The following is a 22,612-nucleotide window of genomic DNA, read 5'->3' as shown; positions in this document are numbered from 1 at the left end:
GAGACCAGCATGAATTTCCTCAAAACCATGGTCGCTGCCGGCTTGGTCGCCGCATCGACGACGGTAGCCTTTGCGGCCGACATCACCGGTGCCGGCGCGACGTTCCCGTTCCCGATCTATTCGAAGTGGGCTGACGCCTACAAAAAGGAGACCGGCAACGGTCTGAACTACCAGTCGATCGGCTCGGGTGGTGGCATCAAGCAGATCCAGGCCAAGACCGTGACCTTCGGCGCCACCGACGCGCCGCTCAAGGCCGAGCAGCTCGAGAAGGACGGCCTCGTCCAGTGGCCGATGGTGATGGGTGCCATCGTCCCCGTCGTCAATATCGAGGGCGTGAAGCCGGGCGAGCTGGTTTTCGACGGCGAGACCCTGGCCAACATCTATCTCGGCAAGATCACCAAGTGGGACGATGCCGCGATCAAGAAGCTCAATCCCAACGCGAAGCTGCCGTCAGAGGCCATCACCGTGGTCCGTCGTTCGGACGGCTCAGGCACCACCTTCAACTTCACCAACTATCTCTCCAAGGCCAGCGCGGACTGGAAGAGCAAGGTCGGCGAGGGCACCGCGGTCGAGTGGCCGGTCGGCGTCGGCGCCAAGGGCAACGAGGGTGTGTCGGGCAACATCAGCCAGACCAAGAACTCGATCGGCTATGTCGAATACGCCTATGCCAAGCAGAACAAGCTCACCCACACCGGTCTCGTCAACAAGGCCGGCAACCCGGTGCAGCCGACCGTCGAGGCCTTCCAGGCGGCCGCCTCCAACGCCGATTGGTCCAAGGCTCCCGGCTATTACGTCATCCTGACCGAGCAGCCCGGCGAGAAGTCCTGGCCGATCACGGCGGCGACCTTCATCCTCATGCACAAGTCCGCCACCGACAAGGCGGCCGCGCAGGAAGCGATCAAGTTCTTCCGCTGGGCCTTCAAGAACGGCGGCAAGATGGCCGAGGAGCTCGACTACATTCCGATGCCGGACAGCGTCGTCCAGCAGATCGAGAAGACCTGGGCTGCCGAGATCAAGAGCTAAGGCGCTATATGTGTCCCGGACACGGTTCCGGGGCGCTGCAAGATCTCCGCTCCGGATCGGCCTCCTGCCGCATCCGGAGCGCGCCACCAACAACAAGCGTACATAAAACGGGTATAGGGGATCGGCGTGGCTGAGATGGCTGTTGAGAGCAATGTGATTGATGCTGCCGGTCCATATGATCGCGCCAAGGCCTTGAGCGCGTTCAAGCTCGGCGACGTCACCTTCTACTGGATCACGCGGTTGTCCGCGATCTCGGTGCTGCTGATTCTCGGCGGCATCATCATCTCGCTGATCGTCGGCGCCTTCCCGGCGATCCAGGAGTTCGGCATCTCCTTCCTGTGGACGCAGCGCTGGGCGCCCTCGGCCGATCCGCCGGTGCTCGGCGCGCTCGGGCCGATCTACGGCACGCTCGTCACCTCCTTCATCGCGATGCTGATCGCCATTCCCGTCGGTCTCGGCATTGCGATCTTCCTCACCGAGCTCTGCCCGCAATGGCTGCGGCGCCCGATCGGCATGGCGGTTGAGCTGCTCGCCGGCATCCCCTCGATCATCTACGGCATGTGGGGCTTCTTCGTGCTCGGCCCGTTCCTGGCCAACACCTTCCAGCCTTTCATGATCAGGGTGTTCGACGGCGTCCCCGTGCTGGGCGCGATCTTCGCAGGGCCCCCGTCCTATCTCAGCCTGTTCAACGCCGCGCTGATCCTCGCCATCATGGTGCTGCCCTTCATCACCTCGATTTCGGTCGACGTGTTCAAGACGGTGCCGCCGGTGCTGAAGGAAGCCGCCTACGGCGTCGGCTGCACCACCTGGGAGGTCGTCCGCAGCGTGGTGATCCCCTACACCCGCGTCGGCATCATCGGAGGCGTCATGCTGGCGCTGGGCCGGGCGCTCGGCGAGACCATGGCGGTGACCTTCATCATCGGCAACTCGTTCCGGATCTCCTCGTCGATCTTCGCGCCGGGCACGACGATTTCGGCGGCGATCGCCTCCGAATTTGCCGAGAGCGACGGCCTGCACCAGTCCGGCCTGATCCTGCTCGGCCTCCTGCTGTTCGTGCTGACGTTCTTCGTGCTCGCTGCCGCCCGTTTGATGCTGCTGCGCCTCGAAACCAAGGCCGGGAAGTGAAGCCATGAACCCGATCTATTCGCGCCGCCGCCGCTGGGACATCGTCATTCGCGGCCTCTGCATCGCAGCCGCCGCCTTCGGCGTCACCTGGCTCGCGCTCATCCTGGTCACGCTGCTCTACAACGGCCTGGCCGGGCTCAACCTCCAGGTCTTCACAGCTGACACGCCGCCGCCCGGATCGACCGAGGGCGGCCTGCGCAACGCCATCGTCGGCTCGTTGATCATGACCGTGATCGGCGTCGGAATCGGCGCGCCGCTCGGCCTGTTCGCCGGCACCTATCTCGCCGAGTACGGCCGCAACGACAAGCTGACCTCGGTGATCCGCTTCATCAACGACATTCTCCTGTCGGCACCCTCGATCATCATCGGCCTCTTCATCTATGGCGCGGTGGTGGTGCCGATGCGCGGCTTCTCGGCGATTGCGGGCGCGCTGGCGCTTGCCGTCATCGTGATCCCGGTCGTCGTGCGCACCACCGAAGACATGCTACTGCTGGTGCCGAATCCGTTGCGCGAAGCTGCCAGCGCGCTCGGCCTGCCGCGCTCGCTGGTGATCAAGCGCATCGCCTATCGTGCCGCGCGCTCCGGCCTCATCACCGGCGTGCTGCTGGCGACCGCCCGCGTCGCCGGCGAGACCGCGCCGCTGTTGTTCACGGCGCTGTCGAACCAGTTCTTCAGCCTCGGCCTGAACAAGACGATGGCGAACCTGCCTGTCACCATCAACAACTTCGTGCAGAGCCCCTACGAGTATTGGAAGCAACTCGCCTGGAGCGGCGCGCTGTTGATCACCCTGACCGTGCTTGCCCTTAACATTGGCGCGCGCATCCTTGGCGCCGAGAGGACTGCAAAATGAGTGAAATGTCTGTTTCCGTCAGCGCACCGTCCGTTCATCCCGGCTCGCAGCCCCTGCCCGAGGCGCCCGCCAAGGTCACGGCGCGCAACCTCAACTTCTACTACGGCGACCACCACGCGCTGAAGAACATCAACCTGGCGCTCGGCACCAACCGCGTCACGGCGTTCATCGGCCCGTCCGGCTGCGGCAAGTCCACCCTGCTGCGCATCTTCAACCGGATGTACGATCTCTATCCGGGCCAGCGCGCCGACGGTCAGCTGTTGCTCGACCATACCAACATCCTCGACCCCAAGCTCGACCTCAACCTACTCCGCGCCCGGGTCGGCATGGTGTTCCAGAAGCCGACGCCGTTCCCGATGACGATCTACGAGAACATCGCCTTCGGCATTCGTCTCTACGAGAAGATCTCCAAGTCCGAGATGGACGACCGCGTCGAGAAGGCGCTGCGCGGTGGCGCGCTGTGGAACGAGGTCAAGGACAAGCTCAATGCCTCCGGCCTGTCGCTCTCCGGCGGCCAGCAGCAGCGCCTCTGCATCGCCCGCACCGTCGCGGTGCGGCCCGAGGTGATCCTGTTTGACGAGCCCTGCTCGGCGCTCGACCCGATCTCGACCGCCAAGGTCGAGGAGCTGATCCAGGAATTGTCCGAGAACTACACGATCGCGATCGTCACCCACAACATGCAGCAGGCGGCGCGCGTTTCCGACAAGACCGCCTTCATGTATCTCGGCGAGTTGATCGAGTTCGACGACACCAGCAAGATCTTCACGTCGCCGAGCGATCGGCGCACGCAGGATTACATCACCGGCCGGTTCGGCTGAGGAGACGGAACATGGGTTCTGAACATACCGTAAAGGCTTTCGACAGCGACCTTCAGGAGCTCACCCGCCTGGTCGCCGAGATGGGCGGCATCGCCGAGCGCATGATCGTCGATTCCGTCGACGCGCTGATCCGCCGCGACGTCGCGCTCGGCCAGCGCGTCGTCGCCACCGACGTCGAGCTCGACGCGCTGCAGAAGCGCATCGAGGAGCGCGCCGTGCTCACCATCGCCCGCCGCCAGCCGATGGCCGTCGACCTGCGCGAGATCGTCGGCGCGATGCGCGTTGCGACCGATCTCGAGCGCATCGGCGATCTCGCCAAGAACATGGGCAAGCGCGTCGCGGCGCTGGAGACGGATTTCCATCCGCTCAAGCTGTTCCGCGGCCTGGAGCACATGACCGACCTCGTGCAGCAGCAGGTCAAGTCGGTACTGGACGCCTATGCCGCGCACGACCTGCCGGCGGCGATGGCGGTGTGGAAGGGCGACGAAGAAGTCGACGCCATCTGCACCTCGCTGTTCCGCGAGCTCCTCACCTACATGATGGAGGATCCGCGCAACATCTCGTTCTGCATCCACCTGATGTTCTGTGCCAAGAACATCGAGCGGATCGGCGACCACGCCACCAACATCGCCGAGACCGTGTTCTACATGATCGAGGGCCAGGCGATCACCGACAAGCGGCCGAAGGGCGACATGACGACCTTCGCCACGACGGTGCCGAACACCTGACGACTTAAGGAGCTACGACCACATGGGCGCACGCATTATGGTGGTTGAGGACGAGGAAGCTCTCACCGAGCTTCTTCGCTACAACCTCGAAGGCGACGGCTATGACGTCGAGACGGTGATGCGCGGCGATGACGCCGACACCCGCCTCAAGGAGCACATTCCCGATCTGATCGTGCTCGACTGGATGCTGCCGGGCCTGTCAGGCATCGAGCTGTGCCGGCGGCTTCGGACCCGCCCCGAGACCAAGCAGCTGCCGATCATCATGCTCACCGCGCGCGGCGAGGAGAGCGAACGGGTGCGCGGGCTCGCGACCGGCGCGGATGATTATATCGTCAAGCCGTTCTCGGTGCCGGAGCTGCTTGCGCGCGTGAAGGGCCTGCTCAGGCGTGCGAGTCCCGAGCGCCTCGCCACCGTGCTCGCCTATGGCGATATCGAGCTCGACCGCGACAAGCGCCGCGTGGCGCGCTCGGGCCGGCCGATCGATCTCGGTCCGACCGAATATCGCCTGCTGGAGTTCTTCCTGGAGCATCCCGGCCGCGTGTTCTCGCGCGAGCAGCTGCTCGACAGCGTCTGGGGCCGCGACATCTACATCGACGAGCGCACCGTCGACGTGCATATCGGCCGCCTGCGCAAGCTGCTCAATCTCGGCCGCGAGCAGGACCCGATCCGCACCGTCCGCGGCGCCGGCTACGCGCTGGACGATCGCTTCGCGAAGGCTGAGCAGACGTAAGGCGCCAGCGACAGCTGGTTTGGCGAACTGCGGCGCCGATCTCGGCCGTCATCCCGGGGCGCGCGCAGCGTGAGCCCGGGATCTCAGCGCGAGCGCTTGCGCTCTTCGCGATTAGCCACAGGACGTGGTTTGGCGAAGACTCGGAGTGACCATCTCGCGCAACGATTGCGCCCCGCGGTTACGGATCCCGCATTCGCGGGGATGACACCGGGCGATTGGGAGCCGTCATCGTATGACGGCTGCAGTCTTGGCGATCAAGCTTGGCGATCAAAGCTTGGCGATCAGGGAATTCCGCAAGCTCACCGCGTGCCCGGTTTCGGTGCTGCGCGACGGCGATCCGCTGCGGGCTGATAGGCCACGCGCGAATGCTGGGCACAATAGGGCAGGCCGGAGAGCGCCTTGCCGCCGCAGAAGAAGAAATCCGGGCTCGAGGGATCGCCGACCGGCCAGTGGCAGGTCGCCTCGTTCAATTCCAGCAGCGACAGCCGCTGGCTCATCGGCACCACGTTGTCGTAGGTAACCGGCTCGGCTTCCAACTCGACCTCGAAGGCCTGCGCCAACGCGGTGTTGCCGCGCGCGACGGGGCGGGTCACCCGCATCATATGCTGCGCGGGCCGTGCCTTGCGCGGCCGCGGCGCTGCCGATGAAGGGCTCTTGGCGCGGCCGGACAGGCCGAGCCGGTGCACCTTGCCGATCACGGCATTGCGGGTCACATTGCCGAGCTCCGCCGCGATCTGGCTGGCCGAAAGTCCGGCCTCCCAGAGCTTCTTCAGCTGCTCGACGCGATCATCGGACCAGGTCAAAACCGTCATTGCACCCTTTCCCTCGCTGCGCGCCTGCCATCCTGGGGCCTTCGCAGCGAATGCTTTAGCCTTGAAAAACCCGTGCCGTCAGAATCCCTTAAGGCTCGCCGGGCGCGCTCAAGACGCCCGAACGTTTACGCCGGTACATGAGGACTTCTGGGATCAGAACTGCTGCACGAGATGTCGTATCTGACAGTCCAAACGCTACAATATGGCGTGACTCCCGCGCAAGAGTCCGCCGACTCGCTTCCACATGTTCCGTGGTGAAAAACCCGCAAAATCGGCACCGCAAGACTACGGAATCAGCGTTTCGCGAGGCTTTCCGGGCGGCATTGACACCCGTCTTGCCAGGCATAAGATAGTGCCACGTGCCGCCCTTAAAAGGCGGCACGTTTCGTTTTCCGGGGCCGGTCGATGGTGCGTCGCGCAATGCATGCCTCACACCGTCCGCAACATTCAAGTGACGTCATGACTAACAGCGCAGCGCCGCATTTGCTCCCCGTTTTCGCCAGGGCCGACCTCGGTTTCGAGCGCGGCGAAGGCTGCTGGCTGATCGCGACCAACGGCGATCGCTATCTCGATTTCACCTCGGGTGTCGCGGTGAATGCGCTCGGCCATGTCCATCCCGCGCTGGTCAAGGCGTTGCAGGAGCAGGCGACCAAGCTCTGGCACATGTCGAACCTGTTCCAGAGCCCTGACGGCGAGAAGCTCGCAAGCCGCCTCTGCAATGAGAGCTTTGCGGACTTCGTGTTCTTCTGCAATTCCGGCGCCGAGGCGCTGGAAGGCGTGATCAAGCTGGTGCGCCACCATCACTTCTCCAAGGGGCATCCGGAGCGTTACCGCATGATCACCTTCGAGGGTGCCTTCCATGGCCGCACGCTGGCGACGCTCGCCGCCACCGGCTCTGCGAAATATCTCGAGGGCTTCGGTCCGCCGATGGACGGCTTCGATCAGGTGCCGCACGGCGACCTCGACGCCGTGAAGAAGGCGATTGGTCCGCACACCGCCGGCATTCTCATCGAGCCGATCCAGGGCGAGGGTGGCGTTCGTTCTGCACCTCACGCCTTCCTGAGGGCGCTGCGCGAACTCTGTAACGAGCGCGGCCTGTTGCTCGCCTTCGACGAGGTGCAGACCGGCATGGGCCGCACCGGCGAGCTCTTTGCCTACAAGCGCACCGGCGTCACACCGGATGTGATGTCGCTCGCCAAGGCGCTCGGCGGCGGCTTTCCGATCGGTGCGGTGCTGGCGACCGCGGACGCGGCGGCCGGCATGGGGCCCGGCTCGCACGGCTCCACCTTCGGCGGCAATCCGCTCGCGATCTCGGCTGCCAACGCCGTGCTCGATGTCATGCTCAAGCCCGGCTTCTTCGACCACGTGCAGAAGATGTCGCTGCTGCTCAAGCAGAAGCTCGCCTCCGTGATCGATCGTCATCCCGAAATCGTCAGCGAGGTGCGCGGCGAGGGCCTGCTGATCGGTATCAAGGCGGTGGTGCCCTCGGGCGATCTCGTCGCGGCGCTGCGCGCCGAAAAGCTGCTCACCGTCGGGGCCGGCGACAATGTCGTGCGCTTCCTGCCGCCCCTGATCGTCACGGAAGCGGAGATCGAGGACAGCGTCGGCCGGTTAGAGCGCGCCTGCGCTGCGATCTCCTCCAGCCAGACCAAGCGGGCGGCAAGCTGATGAGCACGACGCCCAACAAAGCTCCCAAGCACTTCCTGGACATCAACGAGCTGCCGCTCTCGGAGCTCAAGAGCATGCTCGCCGCCTCTTCCGCCATGAAGGCGAAGCAGAAGGCGCAGCAGCCGGTCAGGCCGCTCGAGGGCAAGACGCTGGCGATGATCTTCGAGCGTCCCTCGACCCGCACCCGCGTCTCGTTCGACGTCGGCATGCGCCAGCTCGGCGGCGAGGCGATCATGCTCACCGGCGCCGAGATGCAGCTCGGCCGCGGCGAGACCATCGCCGACACCGCGCGGGTTCTGTCGCGCTATGTCGACGCCATCATGATCCGCATCCTCAACCATGATGCGCTGCTGGAGCTTGCGGCCAACGCCACCGTGCCCGTCATCAACGGCCTGACGCGGCGTTCGCATCCCTGCCAGGTGATGGCCGACCTCATGACCTATGAGGAACATCGCGGCCCGATCGAGGGCAAGACGGTGGCCTGGACCGGCGACGACAACAACGTGCTGGCGTCCTGGGCCCATGCCGCCGAGCGCTTCAAATTCCAGCTCAATGTCGCAACGCCGCCGGAGCTCGCACCGAAAAAGGCCATGCGCGACTGGATCAAGGCGACGGGCGCGCCGATCGTGCTCGGCACCGATCCGGAAGCCGCCGTGCGCGGCGCCGATTGCGTCGTCACCGACACCTGGGTGTCGATGGGCGACAAGGAGGGCGAGCACCGCCACAACGTGCTCAAGCCCTACCAGGTCAATGCCAAGCTGATGTCGCTGGCCAAGGCGGACGCATTGTTCATGCATTGCCTGCCGGCCCATCGCGGCGAGGAGGTCACCGACGAGGTGATCGACGGGCCGCAATCGGTCGTGTTCGACGAGGCCGAAAACCGCCTGCACGCGCAGAAGGGCATCTTGGCCTGGTGCTTCGACGCGGTGAAGTAGCCTTCTTGTAGCCCGGATGAAGCGCAGCGAAATCCGGGGTTCTCAACGCGTGGAAAGACCCCCCGGATTGCGCTGCGCTCCATCCGGGCTACGCACTCGTCGTTCCGCGGACGACGGAATGCGGGCGTGCCTCTTTCAATTTGCATCGAACGACCCCAGATAAAGCGCCATGGTTTCCCAGTCTCCTGACATGAACACCGGGCCTGAAGGCCCGGTTCGCGTGCCATCATCGGTTCCGATCGATGACGCCGTGCTGCCTTACGAGGTCGACGCGCTTGACGTGCGCGGGCGCCTGGTGCGGCTTGGCCCCGCGCTCGACGACATCCTCACCAAGCACGATTATCCCGCAGCCGTGGGCAAGCTGCTCGGCGAGGCCATCGTGCTGACGACGCTGCTCGGATCGGCGCTGAAATTCGAGGGCCGCTTCATTCTTCAGGCCCAGACCGACGGTCCGGTGTCGTTCCTGGTGGTCGACTACAAGGCCCCGGACCGCCTGCGCGCCTATGCGCGCTTCGATGCCTCGCGCCTGGGCACGGCCAAGGATTCCGGCACGCTGCTCGGCCGCGGCCATCTCGCCATGACCATCGACCAGGGCCCCGACATGAGCCGTTACCAGGGCCTGGTTGCGCTCGACGGCGGCAGCCTGGAAGACGCCGCCCACGAATATTTCCTGCGCTCCGAGCAGATCCCGACGCGCGTGCGCCTCGCGGTCGGCGAGGAGTGGCGCTCGAGCGACGGCGGCAAGCATCGCTGGCGCGCCGGCGGCATGCTGATGCAATTTCTGCCGAAGGCGCCGGAGCGCGCGCGGCAGGCGGACTTGCATCCCGGCGATGCGCCCGACGGCACCGAGGTGCACAGCGTCGCGGAAGACGATGCATGGGTCGAGGCACGCTCGCTGATCGAGACGGTCGAAGACGTCGAGCTGATCGATCCCGAGCTCTCCGGCGAGCGGCTGCTCTACCGCCTCTTCCACGAGCGCGGCGTGCGCGTGTTCAATCCGCAGGTGCTCGAGGCGCGGTGCTCCTGCTCGCGCGATGCGGTCGCCGCGATGCTCAAGAGCTTCTCGCACGACGACCGCGCCGCCATGGTCAAGGACGACAAGGTCGTCGTCACCTGCGAGTTCTGCTCGTCGGTGTATCAGTTCACGCCGCACGAGGCGGGCGTCGAGGACGCCTGAGCCTACCCGCGTCGCTGCACTCGCAATGTCGAGTGGAGCAGTGCCACACGCGCGGTGTCATCGCCCGACTTGATCGGGCGATCCAGTACTCCGAGACGATGCTGATCGCAACGAGAGGCCGCGGCGTACTGGATGCCCCGGTTACGGCGAACTCGCCTCTCTAATTCAACACCCGCTTGTTGTCGGGGCTGTCCAGCGAAAACGTCGGCACGTCGATCTCGAAACGCTCGCCGGTTTCGCTGACCATCTGGTAGCGGCCGGTCATGAAGCCCGAGGCGGTCGAGAGCGGCACGCCGGAGGTGTATTCGAAGCGTTCGCCGGGGGCGAGGATCGGCTGCTCGCCGACCACGCCTTCGCCCTTCACCTCCTGCTGGCGGCCGGAGGCATCGGTGATGATCCAGTGCCGCGTCTTGAGCTGCACGGTCTCCTCGCCCGAATTGGTGATGACGATGGTGTAGGACCAGAAGTAGCGCGAGCGGTCGGCCGACGATTGCTCCGGAACAAAGTTCGGCTCGACGGTCACTTCGATCTGGCGGGTCACGGCGCGGTACATGGCTGTCATCATACCGAATCCGCCTCGGGAACCAAACCCCGCCGGCGGCTTTGGCGACATCGTCCCGCCAGAATTGGAGGAAAAGCACACCACCGAGGGAGACACCCTGATGTGATCCGGACGCTTTGCGAGACGACAGCCGGACCATTACACTGCTTCGACGTCGCGATTTGCGGAACGGTTTCCAGGCCCCGATGACCATTGCCGACCAAGTGACGGGATCGACCATCGCAGGAACCGCGGGCGCCAAGCCTGCGGGGACCAAGGCGCGCGCCGCAGCGCCGGCCATCACGCTGCCCGCCATCGGCGAGCGCGAGCTCCGGCTCGATCTGTTCCGCGGCCTCGCGCTTTGGCTGATCTTCATCGACCATCTGCCGCCCAGTCTGCTGACCTGGTTCACGATCCGCAATTACGGCCTCAGCGACGCCACCGAGATCTTCATCTTCATCTCCGGCTACACCGCGGCCTTCGTCTATGGCCGGGCCATGCTGGAGAGTGGCGTTCTCATCGCCACCGCGCGCATCCTGCGCCGGGTCTGGCAGATCTACGTCGCCCACGTCTTCCTGTTCACGATCTTCCTCGCCGAGATCTCCTATGTCGCGACCAGGTTCGAGAACCCGCTCTACACCGAAGAGATGGGCATCATGGACTTCCTCAAGCAGCCCGACGTCGTCATCGTGCAGGCGCTGCTGCTGCGCTTCCGTCCCGTCAACATGGACGTGCTGCCGCTCTACATCGTGCTGATGCTGGCGCTGCCTCTGATCCTGTGGTCGATGAAATGGCGGCCGGACGTCACGCTCGGGCTGTCGGTCCTGCTCTACGCGGTGACCTGGGAGTACGACCTTTACCTGTCGGCCTATCCGAACGGCTTCTGGGCCTTCAATCCGTTCGCCTGGCAATTGCTGTTCGTGTTTGGTGCCTGGTGCGCGCTCGGAGGTGCGCGTCGCATGTCGGGCATCCTGGCCTCGCCCGTGACGATGTGGATCTCGATCGCCTATCTCATCGCGGCGTTCTACGTGACCTTGACCTGGTACGTGCCCCAGCTCTCCCAGTTCATGCCGAAGCAGATCGAACAATGGATGTATCCGATCGACAAGACCGACCTCGACGTGCTGCGCTTCGCGCACTTCCTGGCGCTGGCGGCGCTGACCGTACGCTTCCTGCCCCGCGATTGGCCGGGCTTGAAATCGCGCTGGCTACGACCATTGATTCTATGTGGTCAGCATTCGCTCGAGATCTTCTGCCTCGGCGTCTTCCTGGCCTTTGCCGGCCATTTCGTCCTCGCCGAAATCTCCGGCGGGCCGGTCATGCATGCGTTGATTAGCCTCTCCGGAATCCTGATCATGTGGGGGGTGGCCTGGGTCATTTCGTGGTACAAGCGTGTGGCTGACAAGAGCGGTGCGAAAACCAAAAACGCCGTCGGCAACGCCGATCTGGCGGGAGGGGGCTGATGAAGGCGAAGGTTCTCCTGAGCCTGGTCCTGCTATGCGGTAACCTCGCCGCGCCCACGGCGCGCGCGGGCGATGCCGCGTCTGCCGCATCCCCTATGCCTGCGGCCTGCGAACTGCCGTCCTATCTGCTGACCAGCGAAAGCCAGCTGCCCAAGGTCGCCGAGGCGATCAAGGCCGGCAAACCGCTCGACATCCTGGTGATCGGCAGCCGCTCGACCACGATTCCGTCGTCGGAGAGCAGCTCCTATCCGGCGCGCATGGAGGCGATCCTCAAGGAGAAACTGCCGCCCTCCGAGCCGGTGCACGTCTCCGTAGAAATACAGAGCAAGAAAACGGCAGAGGAGACCGCGTCCACCTTCGTTAAGCTGATGGAAGCAAAAACGCCTACTTTGGTCATCTGGCAGACCGGGACCGTGGATGCTATCCGATCCATCGATCCCGACGAATTTCGTAGCGCGGTGACCGACGGGGTTGTTGCGCTGCAAAAGGCAGGGGCGGACGTCGTCTTGATGAATTTGCAATATAGCCCGCGCACCGAGACCATGATCTCGGCGCAGCCTTTTCTCGATAATATGCGCGTCGTGGCACAGGAGCACGACATCCCGCTGTTCGATCGGTTCGCGATCATGCGGCAGTGGAATGAACAGGGCCAGTTCGACCTGTTCAACCCGTCCCGCGGGCCTGAGCTGGCGAAGCAGGTCCATGATTGCCTTGGCCGGGCGTTGGCACAGTTCGTGATTGACGCTGCCCATCTGGAGCCGGCCCAGCAGCAAAATTGAGGTCTAGCGTTAATGAGTTCTCTCCGCCCTTTTTGCCTGACGTCATGGCTGGCCGTGCCTGCAACAGCAGTGCTGTTGTTGCTGACGCCCGCCGCGCATGCGCAGACGCCGGCCGCTCAGCCGGCGACCCCCGCACCCGCCCAGTCGCCTGATCCCGCGCCCGCTGCGCCGTCCCAGACCACCGTCGCCGCGAGGTCGCCCGAGCAGCGCGGCGTCACCTCGCGCGCCATCGACAAGGTGAAGGAGGTCGCGAAGTCCGCCGCCGACATCTTCAGCCGGGTGCCCTGCCTGCCGCCGAAGGGCGGCTCCAAGGCGATGGGCTCGCTGCCGCATGTCGCGAGCAAGCTGGCCGCCGGCCAGCCCGTCGTCATCGTCGCGTTCGGCTCCTCGTCGACTCAAGGGTTCGGCGCGAGCTCGCCGGAGTTCAATTACCCCAATCGTCTCGCCGCGCAGCTGCGCCGGCACTATCCGACTGCCGACATCAGCGTCATCAATGCCGGCGTCGGCGGCGAGGACGCCCCCGAGATGATGAAGCGTCTGCAGACGCAGGTGATCGACAGGCATCCGGATCTCGTGATCTGGCAGGTCGGCACCAACGCCGTGCTGCGCAATCTCGATCCCGGCGAGACCGTCAAGCTGGTGGAGGACGGCATCAACCGCATTCAGGCCGCCGGCGGCACCGACATCGTGCTGGTCGATCCGCAATATTCGCCGGCCGTCAACCAGCGCAAGGAGAGCGCCGGCAAGATGATCAAGCTGCTCGGCAACGTCGCCGAGCTCCGCAAGGTCGGCATTTTCCCGCGCTTCGAGGTGATGCGCGACTGGCACGAGAACCAGTCGATCCCGGTCGAGGGCTTCGTCATCGCCGACGGCCTGCACATGAACGATTGGGGCTATGCCTGCTTCGCCCAGTTGCTCGGCGACGACATCATCCGCTCCGTCGGCCAGATCAAGCTCGGTGTGAGCGTGCCCGCGGATGTGAGAACGTACCGGCCGATGTGAGAGGGTGCGTAGGGTGGGTTAGGCGAAGCCGTAACCCACCACTGTCTATCTCCGCGGATGCAGCAGAGGTGGATTACGCCTTCGGCTAATCCACCCTACGAGACCTCGCTTCCCTCACGCCTTCTCCAGCGCCGCGGTGAGATCCTCGATCAGGTCATCCGCGTGCTCCAGCCCCGCCGAGAAGCGGATGAAGCCCTCGCTGATGCCGAGCGCGGCGCGGTCTTCCGGCTTGAGGCGCTGATGCGTCGTGGTCGCCGGATGCGTGACGAGGCTTTTGGCGTCGCCGAGATTGTTGGAGATCTTGGCGAGCTTCAATTCGTTGAGCACACGGAAGGCCGCCGCCTTGCCGCCCTTCACCTCGAAGCCGACCAGCGTCGAGCCGCCGCGCATCTGCTTCTTCACCAGCGCCGCCTGCGGATGATCGGCGCGGCCGGGATAGACCAGTCGCGAGATCTTGGGATGGCTCGCCAGCACCTCGGCGATGCGCGCGGCATTGTCGGTCTGCGCGCGCACGCGCACGCCCAGCGTCTCCAGGCCCTTGAGCAGGACCCAGGCATTGAATGGCGAAATCGACGGGCCGGTCTGGCGCATGAAATTGTGGATGTGCTCGGCGATGAAGGCTTCGGAGGACAGGATGATGCCCCCGAGACAGCGGCCCTGGCCGTCGATGTGCTTGGTTGCGGAGTAGACGACGACGTCGGCGCCGAGCGCGAGCGGGCTCTGCCAGATCGGGGTTGCAAACACGTTGTCGACGACGAGCCGCGCGCCGCCCTTGTGCGCGATCTCGGCAATCGAGGGAATGTCGAGCACGTCCAGCGTCGGGTTGGTCGGGCTCTCCAGGAAGAACGTCTTGGTGTTGGGCCTCAGCGCGCGTTGCCACTGGTCGAGATCGAGCCCGTCGACCAGCGTGGCCTCGATGCCGTAGCGCGGCAACAGGTCCTGGATGACGTAGAGGCAGGAGCCGAACAGCGCACGGGAGGCGACCACGTGATCGCCGGCCTTGAGCGGCGCCAGGATCGCAGTCGTCACCGCCGCCATGCCGGTTGCCGCCGAGCGCGCGGCCTCGGCGCCTTCGAGCTCGATCATGCGGCGCTCGAACATTGCAATCGTCGGGTTGGAATAGCGCGAATAGATGAAGCCGGGATCCTCGCCCTTGAAGCGCGCCTCGCACTCCTCCGCGCTGGCGTAGACATAGCCTTGCGTCAGGAACAGCGCCTCCGAGGTCTCGCCATATTGCGAGCGCAGGGTGCCGGAATGGACCAGGCGGGTTTCGGGGCGATAGGCAGCAGACGACTTCGACATAGGACCCTCTCCGACATGACCGTCGAGGCGAAAACGGTCACAAAAAAACCGGCCTGGATATCTCCACGGGCCGGGATCACAGAGGTCCCCGGCCTGTTTAGCGACTTATTTAACGTGGCTGCAAGCCGGCCGGCTCAAATCACCACGGGATAAGTGATGCTCATATTCCGCAATGCCCTTTCCGTCAAGGCGTCCATCGGATAGCCGTAAAAGACTTGTATTTCCGGCATGTCCGGATGCATTCGGCCCCTGATGAGGACCCCCCGGTTGACGTTCACGGTCGCCGCCGACGCCAATGGTATCCTGCCCGACCGCATGATAGCGGCGATGGCGGAAGAAGGTCTCATCCTGCCCGCCTACGACTTCGTCGAGAGCCAGATCCAGCCGGCGAGCCTCGATCTGCGCCTCGGCGACATCGCCTATCGCGTCCGTGCCAGCTTCCTCCCCGGGCCCGGTGCCACCGTGGCCGAGCGCATCGACGAGCTGAAGCTGCACGAGTTCAGCCTCGCCGACGGCGCGGTGCTCGAGACCAACTGCGTCTACATCGTGCCGTTGCTCGAGAGCCTCGCGCTGCCGCCGGAGATCGTCGCTGCCGCCAATCCGAAGAGCTCGACCGGCCGGCTCGACGTCTTCACCCGCGTGATCGCCGACGGCACCCGTCGCTTCGACATGATCGGCGCCGGCTATCACGGCCCGCTCTATGCCGAGATCAGCCCGAAGACGTTCCCGGTGCTGGTGCGCGAGGGCTCGCGTCTCAGCCAGGTGCGCTTCCGCACCGGCGATGCCATCCTCAATGCCGACGAGCTCGATGCGCTGCACGCCAGCGAGCGTCTCGTCGACATCGACGATGCCGATCTCTCGGGCGGCGTTGCCGTCTCGGTCGATCTCTCCGGCGAGAAGGCGAGCGGCTTCGTCGGCTATCGCGCCAAGCGCCACACCGGCGTCGTCGATGTCGACCGCCGCGCCGGCTACGCGGTGGAGGATTTCTGGGAGCCGATCTCGGCGCGCCCCGACGGCAGCCTGATCCTCGACCCCGGCGAGTTCTATATCCTCGCCTCCAAGGAAGCGGTGCAGGTGCCGCCCGACTACGCCGCTGAGATGGTGCCGTTCGACCCCCTGGTCGGCGAATTCCGCGTGCACTATGCCGGCTTTTTTGATCCCGGCTTCGGCTATGCCGGCGCTGGCGGGCTGGGATCGCGCGCCGTGCTGGAGGTGCGCTCGCGCGAGGTGCCGTTCATCCTCGAGCACGGCCAGATCGTCGGCCGCCTCGTCTACGAGAAGATGCTGGCCCGCCCCGACGCGATGTACGGCCAGCGCATCGGCTCGAATTACCAGGCGCAAGGCCTGAAGCTCAGCAAGCATTTCAGGGTGTAGTGCCAACCTCACCCACCGCTGTCATTCCCCGCGGAGGCGGGGAATCCAGTACGCCGCGGCCTCTCGATTCAAGCATGACCATCTCGGAGTACTGGATCGCCCGCCTTCGCGGGCGATAACACCGAGAGCGCGTCCGGTTGCGTCACCCGATCCGCGATGACACACTCCCGCAAAACAACAAGCCGGGAGCGAACATGACCACCGCACCAGACCTCGCGCAGGAAGCGCAATGGAAGCGCTGGCGTGCGATCGCCGATCTCTATCACGCCTGTTTCACCGGGCTGATCCTCACCGTCGTCACGCGCCGCGGCACGGCGGATGCCGCAGAGTTCGTCTTCCGCGTGTTTCGTCGCCAGCAGCAGGAGCGTTTCCTGCCGGGGCTCAGCAAGCTCGGGATCGACCATCTGCCGCCGGCGGTCGCGGCTGCGCAATACCACTATCTCTCCAACTGGATCGGCGGCGTTCATGTCGAATACATGTACGAGAGCGACACCAAGGCTTGGATCCGCTATCCGCCGCCGCGCTGGATCTGGAAGGGCACTGCGATCTGTGGCGTGCCGGGCGAAGTCTCACGCGCCATGCTGCGCGGCTGGCACGCCAACAATGGCGCGGCCCTCGGCGACCTCAGGCTCGGCTTCGTCTGCACCAAGCAGAGCGTCGACGGCCAGGACGGGCTCGAAGGCTATTACCATCTCTACGACCATCCGCTCGAGCTCGACCAGCGCCTCGTGTTCGCGCGCCACCTCGAAGCACCTTTGTTCGATGCGAAGACGGCGCCCGCCTTGCCGGTCGCGAGCTGGCCAAGACCGCGGCTGGAAAAGGCCTATCGCAATTACGCGATGGAATATGTCCGCACCGCCGCGCCCGTGATGGTGCAGCTGTTCGGCCCGGAGGATGCCGGCTATCTGCTGCACCTCACCGGCAAGCTGATCGGCATGCAATATTTCGACGAGGTCGCCGCGGCGCTGGCGACGACCCGCGGCGGAGCGCGAGAATTCGCATCGTTCCTGAACGCGCTGCTCGCCGCGCAGGATGATGCGGCCGAGATGACGCAATCGGAAGGCACGTTCGAGATCCGGCAGCAGAGCTGGAAGCTGATGGACGACGTCGCCGATTATCATCGCGCCTGCGCCAAGGTGCTGGAGGGATTGTTCGAAGGGCTCGCCGCAGGCTGCGGCCGGCACATCGGCGTGCAGATGCGCACCGCGGTAGGCGGGCGCCCACCGCTGGTGTGGACCATCGGTTAGGCGACGGCCGCAGCGGGCCTCACCTCGCCCCGCTTGCGGGGAGAGGTCGGATTGCATCGAAGATGCAATCCGGATGAGGGGGAGTCTCCGCGAGTCCAGCTCTCGCCGTCTTCGCGAATAGAGCCCCTCACCCCGACGCTCTCGGCGCGAGCAAGGCTCGTCGCGGCCCCGTAAGAACGGGGAGAGGGAGAAGAACGAATTCCACCGCTTGAAATGCGCTGCCGCAGGGCACGCCTGCATCGGGCGCAGGCAGAATCGGAGCACGCCGTGCTAACACGCCTCAGCCGCGCCATTCGCGCGAACGACGCCATTGGCACACCAAGTGATTGCTGCGCTGCAAACGGCGCCTGCGCCCGGGAGAGGACATGTCCGACATCGCCGAAATCCCGGTCGATGAGCAAGAGCGCCCACTGCCGCCGCCTCCGCCGCCGATCAGAAGCGCCCTGACCGAGGGGCCGATTCTGCGCACGCTGCTGTCGCTCGCCTGGCCGAACGCGATCGGTCTGTCGGCCGGCATTTGCGTGGTGATCGCCGAGACCTCCTATGTCGGCCGGCTCGGCGTCGAGGCGCTGGCGGCGATGGCGCTGGTGTTTCCGACGATCATTCTGACCATGACGATGTCCGGCGGCGCCATGGGCGGCGCGGTGGCTTCGGCCATTGCGCGTGCGCTCGGCGCCGGGAATCGCGAGCGCGCCGGCACATTGGCCGTGCACGCGATGCTCATCGGCATCAGCTTCGGATTCGTCTTCATGCTGGGCATGTTGATCTTCGGGCCGAGGCTGCTCGAGATGCTCGGCGGCCGCGGCGATGTGCTGACGCATGCGATCGCCTACACGCAGGTGTTCTTCGGCGGCGCCGTGCTGCCCTGGCTGCTTAACACCATGGCGGGCATCTTGCGCGGTACCGGCAACATGAAGCTGCCGTCGTTCCTGATCCTCAACTCCGCGGCCTGGCAGATCGTGCTCGGCGGCACGCTCGGTCTCGGGCTCGGGCCAGTGCCGCAGTTCGGCATGCGCGGCGTCGCCGCTGGCGCGCTGATCGCCTACACTATGAACATCGGCATCATGAGCTGGTACCTGTTCTCCGGCCGCGCGCGGATCACGCTGAAGCTGCGCGGCCTGCGCATCCAATGGGCGATGTTCTTCGACATCCTCAAGGTCGGCGCCATCGCCTGCTTCTCGCCGCTGCAATCGGTGCTGACGATCTCGATCTTCACGCACATGCTGGCGCAGTTCGGCACTGCGATCCTCGCCGGCTACGGCGTCGGCGCGTGGCTCGAATTCCTGCTGACCTCGATCGCATTCTCGTTCGGCATCGCCTGCGTGCCGATGGTCGGGATGGCGATCGGCGCCGGCCGCATCGCGCGGGCCCGGCGCATCGCCTGGACCGCCAGCGTTGCTGCTTTCGTGGCGGTCGGCGTGCCGGCGTGCCTCGTTGCGATCTTCCCCGATCTCTGGGTCAACATGTTCACCGGCAGTGTGGCGGTGCGCGCGGCGAGCCATCAATATCTTTCGACGGTCGGGCCGTTCTACGCCTTCTTCGGCCTGGCAACGACGATGTATTTCTCCTCGCAAGGCGCGGCCAAGGTGATCGGGCCCGTGCTGGCGCAGACCGCGCGGCTGATCTACATCGCCGGAATCGGCTGGTGGCTGTCGAGGCACGGCGCCAGCGCGCAGAGCTTCTTCTGGCTCGCCGCGAGCTCGATGGTCGTGCTCGGCCTCTTGTCGTGCTCCAGCGTCGTGCTGACACGCTGGGGACCGCGCGAGGGCAAGCCTGCAATCGCGCCTGCTCTTGTTGTCGACTAGCGACGCTTGTGGCGGCGATGGCCGCCACCGCCGGTATTGGCGAGCCGCATCAATTGCGGGATCATCGCCATCATGTCGCTGCCACCGGTGCCGCCGAGCATGCCCATGATGTCGCCGCCGCCCATGCTACCGATCCCGACCGGCATGGTGCCGCCGCCCATCGGGGTGTAGCCGCCATAGCTCGGTGCACCGAATCCGCCGCCGAAATTGCCGCCGCCCATCAAGCCGCCGAGCCCGCCGCCGCCGTTCTCCATCATGCGGCTCATCATCGGCCCCATGGTCTGCATCAGCATGGCGAAGCGGCGTTTGCCCATCTTCGCCTTCATCATCTCCAGCATCGGCGCCATCTGGGTCATCATGTCCTCGCCGCCAGCTCCTCCGCCGCCGAGGAGTTGCGCCTTTGCCGGCACGCTCGAGATCGAAAACAGCAGCAGCACCGCGGCCGCCTGACAGATCACCTTGTCCGCACCTCTCATGGCATGCTCCTCGCGTGCGTGGCGCCGCCGGGAGAGCAGAGCCGACCGGACGCACGAGGGGCATGGTTACGGCCGGCGAGGACGCGCTTCTGTGAGACAACTCACAGTGAATGATCAGGCCGAAGCGGGCGGAAACGCCTTGTGCATGGCGGCCACCGCCTCCTTGGTTTGCCCCTGAACGTAGGGCGCGAGCTCGTTCGGCAGCATGTCGATGATCCAGACGAGGCGGCAGCTCGTCTCGCCCTCGGCAATGACCTGCACCGAGGCGCTGTAATGCCTTAGCCGCTCGTTGTTGATGGCATAGACGAGGCGTCGCCGCGTATCGTCGCAATCGACCAGCACCTCGCGCGCCACCGAGCCGTTGGCAAAGGTGACGATGCGTGCATCGCCGTCGAGCGTGCACGCGGTGACGAAGCCCGGCACCAGCCGCCGATGCAGCGCGCCGAAATCACGCACCGCGTCCCAGACGTCGCGCGCGGAGGCGGGGAGGGAGATGTCGTTGTGGATGGAGGCCATGAATATTCCCCTTTTTTCGGAGTTCGTAGGGTGGGCAAAGGCGCGCTCTTCGCGCGCCGTGCCCACCATTCATCGGCGTTGTCGCGAGCAATTGGTGGGCACGCTACGCTTTGCCCACCCTACAAGTGCTCGTGCGCGGCGGCGCCTCTACGGACAAACCGCCTCGACATTGTTGCCATCAGGGTCGATCAGGAACGCGGCGTAGTAGGTCGGGCTGTAATCCCTGCGTGGGCCGGCGCCGCCATTGTCGCGACCGCCGCTCTTCAGCCCTTCGCTATGGAACGCCTTGACTGCGTCGTGATCCTTGGCGCGAAACGCGATATGCGCACCATCTGCCTTGCGGCCCTTGTTCAGGTGCAGCCACAGCGCCGGCTCGCCCTTCGGCCCGAAGCCGGCATAACCGTCGCCGCTCGAGCACAGGACAAAGCCGAGTGGCGCCAGCACCGCGCTGTAGAAGCGCGTGGCGGCGTCGAGGTCGGCAACGCGCAATCCGATGTGGTCGTACATGTTCGTCTCCATTGCGAAGAAGCGTGCCGCGAAGGGCACGCGCCGGAGACGACCCTAGTCAGTTGAGGGCAAGCTGCTCTTGGAGAATCTTGCGCTCCCCCTTCGACGCCTGCCGGAACTTGGTCGGCGACACGCCGGCGGCGCGATGGAAGGTGCGGACGAAATTGGAGAGATCGCCGAAGCCGACGTCATAGGCGATATCGGTGACGGCGATGTCCTCGTCAGCGAGCAGCCGTGCCGCGTGGCGCAGCCGGGAGCGCACCAGATATTGATGCGGGGTGACACCGAGCACGGCCGCGAACAGCCGCAGGAAATGAAACGGGCTCAATCCCGCCTGCTTGGCTGCTTGCTCGAGGTCGAGCTCGGCATGCGAGTTATCGTCGATCCACAGCGCCGCCTCCACCGCGCGGCGGCGGTCGCGTGCGGTGGGAGTGGCCGGCTTGCGCGCTTTGCCCGAGACGGCGTCGACAAAACGGCCGGCCAGGATCTGGCCGATCTCGTCGAGGCCGAGATCGCTGTTGCCTTCTGCTGCCGTCTGGGCCAGCTCGCCCAGCACCATCAGCTCGGGCAGCGGCGGCGTTGCGCCGATCTGCCAGACCTCGCGCCGCCCGCCGAGGGCGTCGACCAAATCCTCGCTGAAGAAGAAGCCGAGGCAGACGTCGCCGGACACGTGCTCATGCGTGCAGGTGTATTCCTCGCCGGGGGCGCCGATCAGCATCGAGCCCGCCACCAGCTCGAAGAAGCCGGCGCGGCAATGGCAGCCGAAGCTGCCGGAGCGCACATAGGCGATGGAATGGCCGGTGCGGCATTCCGCAAACGGCCTGTCGTCCGGTCCCGCATCGCAGCGAAACTCGGAAGCCGTGATCGAGGGCGTCGTCAGCAACGTGGTGGCGTGCATGCCGCCTATTTAGGTAGGGGCGCGGGGCGGAGCAACCGGCAGCAGCACTTCGAACAAGGTCTTGCTGGCGACGGGATGGGCGCCTTCGAGCGCCAGCAGCCGCCGCTTCGAGATCACGCCGCCATAGGGCGAGAGCCGGTCGGTGTAATTGCCAGCCTCCAGCACCCGGTGACAGGGCACGATCAGCATGAAGGGATTCTTCGCGATCGCCTGCGCCACGGAATAGGACGCGCCGGAGGCGCCCAGCGCTCGGGCGACCTCGTGATAGGTGCGCGTCTCCCCGCGCGGAATGCTGCAGGCGTACTCGTAGACGCGCCGGTCGAAGCCGGGCACGCCGCCAGCGTCCAGGCTGACCTCGGAGAAATCGGGATCGTGGCCTTGCAGCAGGCCCGTGATGCCCTCGATCGCAAGCTCGGCATTCTCGGACGGGCGCTGCTCCCGCGCCTCGGGATGGACCTGGAAAATCCGGCGGCGGGTGTCGATCTCTCGCGCCTCCGGCAATTGCACGGCGACCACGCCGGTGCCGCTCCAGATGATGCCGCAACGGCCGATGGCCGTGTCGAATATCGCGTAAGCCCGCCCCACCATGCACACGCCCCACTCAGTGCACGTTTCTCCCCGGAGCAGCGATCATAACACCGCCACAATCCGGCGCACCTGGAATCTTATCAGGACGTTAACAAGCGCCCGGCCGGCCGCGCCAAACCGCTTGGCGGCAGGCGCCGTCTCGGCTAATCAGGAGGGCGCGGCTTGCGCATCCGCGGGCGTAGTTCAATGGTAGAACGGCAGCTTCCCAAGCTGCATACGAGGGTTCGATTCCCTTCGCCCGCTCCAGC

The 22,612-nt window shown here is 65.3% G+C and carries 23 protein-coding genes, 1 tRNA gene and 1 riboswitch; of the genes, 16 read left to right on the top strand and 8 right to left on the bottom strand.

Going from position 1 to position 22,612, the window contains the following annotated elements; all coding sequences use genetic code 11:
* Positions 1–9 precede the first annotated feature (9 nt).
* The 6 genes from pstS (at position 10) to phoB (ending at position 5,274) form a co-directional block, all read left to right on the top strand.
* Positions 10–1,023, top strand: a complete 1,014-nt coding sequence (gene pstS / locus N2605_RS32575) for a phosphate ABC transporter substrate-binding protein PstS (RefSeq protein ID WP_260345012.1) — start codon at positions 10–12, stop codon at positions 1,021–1,023.
* 135 nt (positions 1,024–1,158) lie between these two features.
* Positions 1,159–2,148 carry a phosphate ABC transporter permease subunit PstC gene (gene pstC / locus N2605_RS32570; protein ID WP_036001678.1) on the top strand — a complete coding sequence of 330 codons (990 nt, stop codon included), beginning with the start codon at positions 1,159–1,161 and terminating at the stop codon, positions 2,146–2,148.
* Positions 2,149–2,152: 4 nt separating this feature from the next.
* Complete coding sequence (gene pstA, locus N2605_RS32565) at positions 2,153–2,998, top strand: phosphate ABC transporter permease PstA (RefSeq protein WP_036001676.1); 846 nt, start codon at positions 2,153–2,155, stop codon at positions 2,996–2,998.
* A complete protein-coding gene (gene pstB / locus N2605_RS32560) occupies positions 2,995–3,816 on the top strand; it encodes a phosphate ABC transporter ATP-binding protein PstB (protein WP_036020413.1) in 822 nt (273 codons plus the stop codon). The genes pstA and pstB overlap by 4 nt, the downstream gene beginning before the upstream one ends.
* Positions 3,817–3,827: 11 nt before the next feature.
* On the top strand, positions 3,828–4,544 hold the full coding sequence (phoU, locus tag N2605_RS32555) for a phosphate signaling complex protein PhoU (protein WP_036001670.1): 717 nt from the start codon (positions 3,828–3,830) through the stop codon (positions 4,542–4,544).
* 22 nt (positions 4,545–4,566) lie between these two features.
* Positions 4,567–5,274 carry a phosphate regulon transcriptional regulator PhoB gene (gene phoB / locus N2605_RS32550; RefSeq protein WP_008143479.1) on the top strand — a complete coding sequence of 236 codons (708 nt, stop codon included), beginning with the start codon at positions 4,567–4,569 and terminating at the stop codon, positions 5,272–5,274.
* Positions 5,275–5,573: 299 nt separating this feature from the next.
* On the opposite strand, the gene N2605_RS32545 is transcribed toward phoB, so the two are convergent.
* Positions 5,574–6,086, bottom strand: coding sequence for a GcrA family cell cycle regulator (locus N2605_RS32545; protein ID WP_036001664.1), 513 nt, complete (start codon positions 6,084–6,086; stop codon positions 5,574–5,576).
* Between the two features lie 459 nt (positions 6,087–6,545).
* Between N2605_RS32545 and N2605_RS32540 the strand changes: the two genes are divergently transcribed.
* From N2605_RS32540 to N2605_RS32530, 3 genes are all read left to right on the top strand, one after another.
* Positions 6,546–7,754 (top strand): aspartate aminotransferase family protein, encoded by a 1,209-nt coding sequence (locus N2605_RS32540; RefSeq protein ID WP_057028453.1) that lies wholly within the window; start codon positions 6,546–6,548, stop codon positions 7,752–7,754.
* Positions 7,754–8,689 (top strand): ornithine carbamoyltransferase, encoded by a 936-nt coding sequence (gene argF, locus N2605_RS32535; RefSeq protein WP_036042744.1) that lies wholly within the window; start codon positions 7,754–7,756, stop codon positions 8,687–8,689. Before N2605_RS32540 ends, argF begins: the two co-directional genes overlap by 1 nt.
* A 169-nt stretch (positions 8,690–8,858) precedes the next feature.
* Positions 8,859–9,866, top strand: coding sequence for an Hsp33 family molecular chaperone (locus N2605_RS32530; protein ID WP_260344999.1), 1,008 nt, complete (start codon positions 8,859–8,861; stop codon positions 9,864–9,866).
* A 160-nt stretch (positions 9,867–10,026) separates the two neighbouring features.
* On the opposite strand, the gene apaG is transcribed toward N2605_RS32530, so the two are convergent.
* Positions 10,027–10,419 (bottom strand): Co2+/Mg2+ efflux protein ApaG, encoded by a 393-nt coding sequence (gene apaG / locus N2605_RS32525; protein ID WP_024337101.1) that lies wholly within the window; start codon positions 10,417–10,419, stop codon positions 10,027–10,029.
* A gap of 194 nt (positions 10,420–10,613) precedes the next feature.
* Here apaG and N2605_RS32520 point away from each other — a divergent pair, with 194 nt between their 5' ends.
* Genes N2605_RS32520 through N2605_RS32510 form a run of 3 tightly spaced genes read left to right on the top strand, consistent with a single transcriptional unit; the run spans position 10,614 to position 13,651 of the window.
* The gene (locus tag N2605_RS32520; protein WP_057028451.1) at positions 10,614–11,870 is read left to right on the top strand and encodes an OpgC domain-containing protein; all 1,257 of its coding nucleotides are present in this window, start codon (positions 10,614–10,616) and stop codon (positions 11,868–11,870) included.
* Positions 11,870–12,649 carry an SGNH/GDSL hydrolase family protein gene (locus N2605_RS32515; RefSeq protein ID WP_036020422.1) on the top strand — a complete coding sequence of 260 codons (780 nt, stop codon included), beginning with the start codon at positions 11,870–11,872 and terminating at the stop codon, positions 12,647–12,649. Before N2605_RS32520 ends, N2605_RS32515 begins: the two co-directional genes overlap by 1 nt.
* A gap of 12 nt (positions 12,650–12,661) precedes the next feature.
* On the top strand, positions 12,662–13,651 hold the full coding sequence (locus tag N2605_RS32510; RefSeq protein ID WP_260344995.1) for an SGNH/GDSL hydrolase family protein: 990 nt from the start codon (positions 12,662–12,664) through the stop codon (positions 13,649–13,651).
* Between the two features lie 114 nt (positions 13,652–13,765).
* On the opposite strand, the gene N2605_RS32505 is transcribed toward N2605_RS32510, so the two are convergent.
* Entirely contained in the window at positions 13,766–14,953 is a 1,188-nt protein-coding gene (locus tag N2605_RS32505; RefSeq protein ID WP_036020428.1) for an O-succinylhomoserine sulfhydrylase, read from the bottom strand.
* Between the two features lie 76 nt (positions 14,954–15,029).
* A riboswitch (SAM riboswitch) is annotated at positions 15,030–15,109 on the bottom strand.
* Positions 15,110–15,205: 96 nt separating this feature from the next.
* On the opposite strand from N2605_RS32505, the gene N2605_RS32500 reads away from it, so the two are divergent.
* The 3 genes from N2605_RS32500 (at position 15,206) to N2605_RS32490 (ending at position 19,379) form a co-directional block, all read left to right on the top strand.
* Positions 15,206–16,327: a 2'-deoxycytidine 5'-triphosphate deaminase gene (locus tag N2605_RS32500; protein WP_425248827.1), complete on the top strand. Its 1,122-nt coding sequence runs from the start codon at positions 15,206–15,208 to the stop codon at positions 16,325–16,327.
* Between the two features lie 194 nt (positions 16,328–16,521).
* Entirely contained in the window at positions 16,522–17,574 is a 1,053-nt protein-coding gene (locus tag N2605_RS32495; RefSeq protein ID WP_260344991.1) for a hypothetical protein, read from the top strand.
* 365 nt (positions 17,575–17,939) lie between these two features.
* On the top strand, positions 17,940–19,379 hold the full coding sequence (locus N2605_RS32490) for an MATE family efflux transporter (RefSeq protein WP_260344989.1): 1,440 nt from the start codon (positions 17,940–17,942) through the stop codon (positions 19,377–19,379).
* Here the strand turns inward: N2605_RS32490 and N2605_RS32485 are convergent.
* The 5 genes from N2605_RS32485 to N2605_RS32465 all read right to left on the bottom strand — a co-directional run bounded on the left by N2605_RS32485 (position 19,376) and on the right by N2605_RS32465 (position 22,364).
* Positions 19,376–19,855 carry a hypothetical protein gene (locus N2605_RS32485; protein ID WP_225141122.1) on the bottom strand — a complete coding sequence of 160 codons (480 nt, stop codon included), beginning with the start codon at positions 19,853–19,855 and terminating at the stop codon, positions 19,376–19,378. The genes N2605_RS32490 and N2605_RS32485 overlap by 4 nt on opposite strands.
* 114 nt (positions 19,856–19,969) lie before the next feature.
* Positions 19,970–20,371 (bottom strand): SRPBCC family protein, encoded by a 402-nt coding sequence (locus N2605_RS32480; protein ID WP_225141120.1) that lies wholly within the window; start codon positions 20,369–20,371, stop codon positions 19,970–19,972.
* A 147-nt stretch (positions 20,372–20,518) separates the two neighbouring features.
* Positions 20,519–20,878, bottom strand: coding sequence for a VOC family protein (locus tag N2605_RS32475; protein WP_192893047.1), 360 nt, complete (start codon positions 20,876–20,878; stop codon positions 20,519–20,521).
* A gap of 58 nt (positions 20,879–20,936) precedes the next feature.
* On the bottom strand, positions 20,937–21,776 hold the full coding sequence (locus N2605_RS32470) for a helix-turn-helix domain-containing protein (RefSeq protein WP_260344986.1): 840 nt from the start codon (positions 21,774–21,776) through the stop codon (positions 20,937–20,939).
* Positions 21,777–21,785: 9 nt separating this feature from the next.
* Positions 21,786–22,364, bottom strand: coding sequence for a methylated-DNA--[protein]-cysteine S-methyltransferase (locus N2605_RS32465; RefSeq protein WP_260344985.1), 579 nt, complete (start codon positions 22,362–22,364; stop codon positions 21,786–21,788).
* A gap of 172 nt (positions 22,365–22,536) precedes the next feature.
* On the opposite strand from N2605_RS32465, the gene N2605_RS32460 reads away from it, so the two are divergent.
* Positions 22,537–22,610, top strand: a tRNA-Gly gene (locus tag N2605_RS32460).
* The last annotated feature ends 2 nt before the right edge of the window (positions 22,611–22,612 follow it).

This window comes from Bradyrhizobium yuanmingense, assembly GCF_025200905.1.
Taxonomy (GTDB): domain Bacteria; phylum Pseudomonadota; class Alphaproteobacteria; order Rhizobiales; family Xanthobacteraceae; genus Bradyrhizobium; species Bradyrhizobium yuanmingense.
This window is presented reverse-complemented; position numbering and strand designations above follow the sequence as displayed.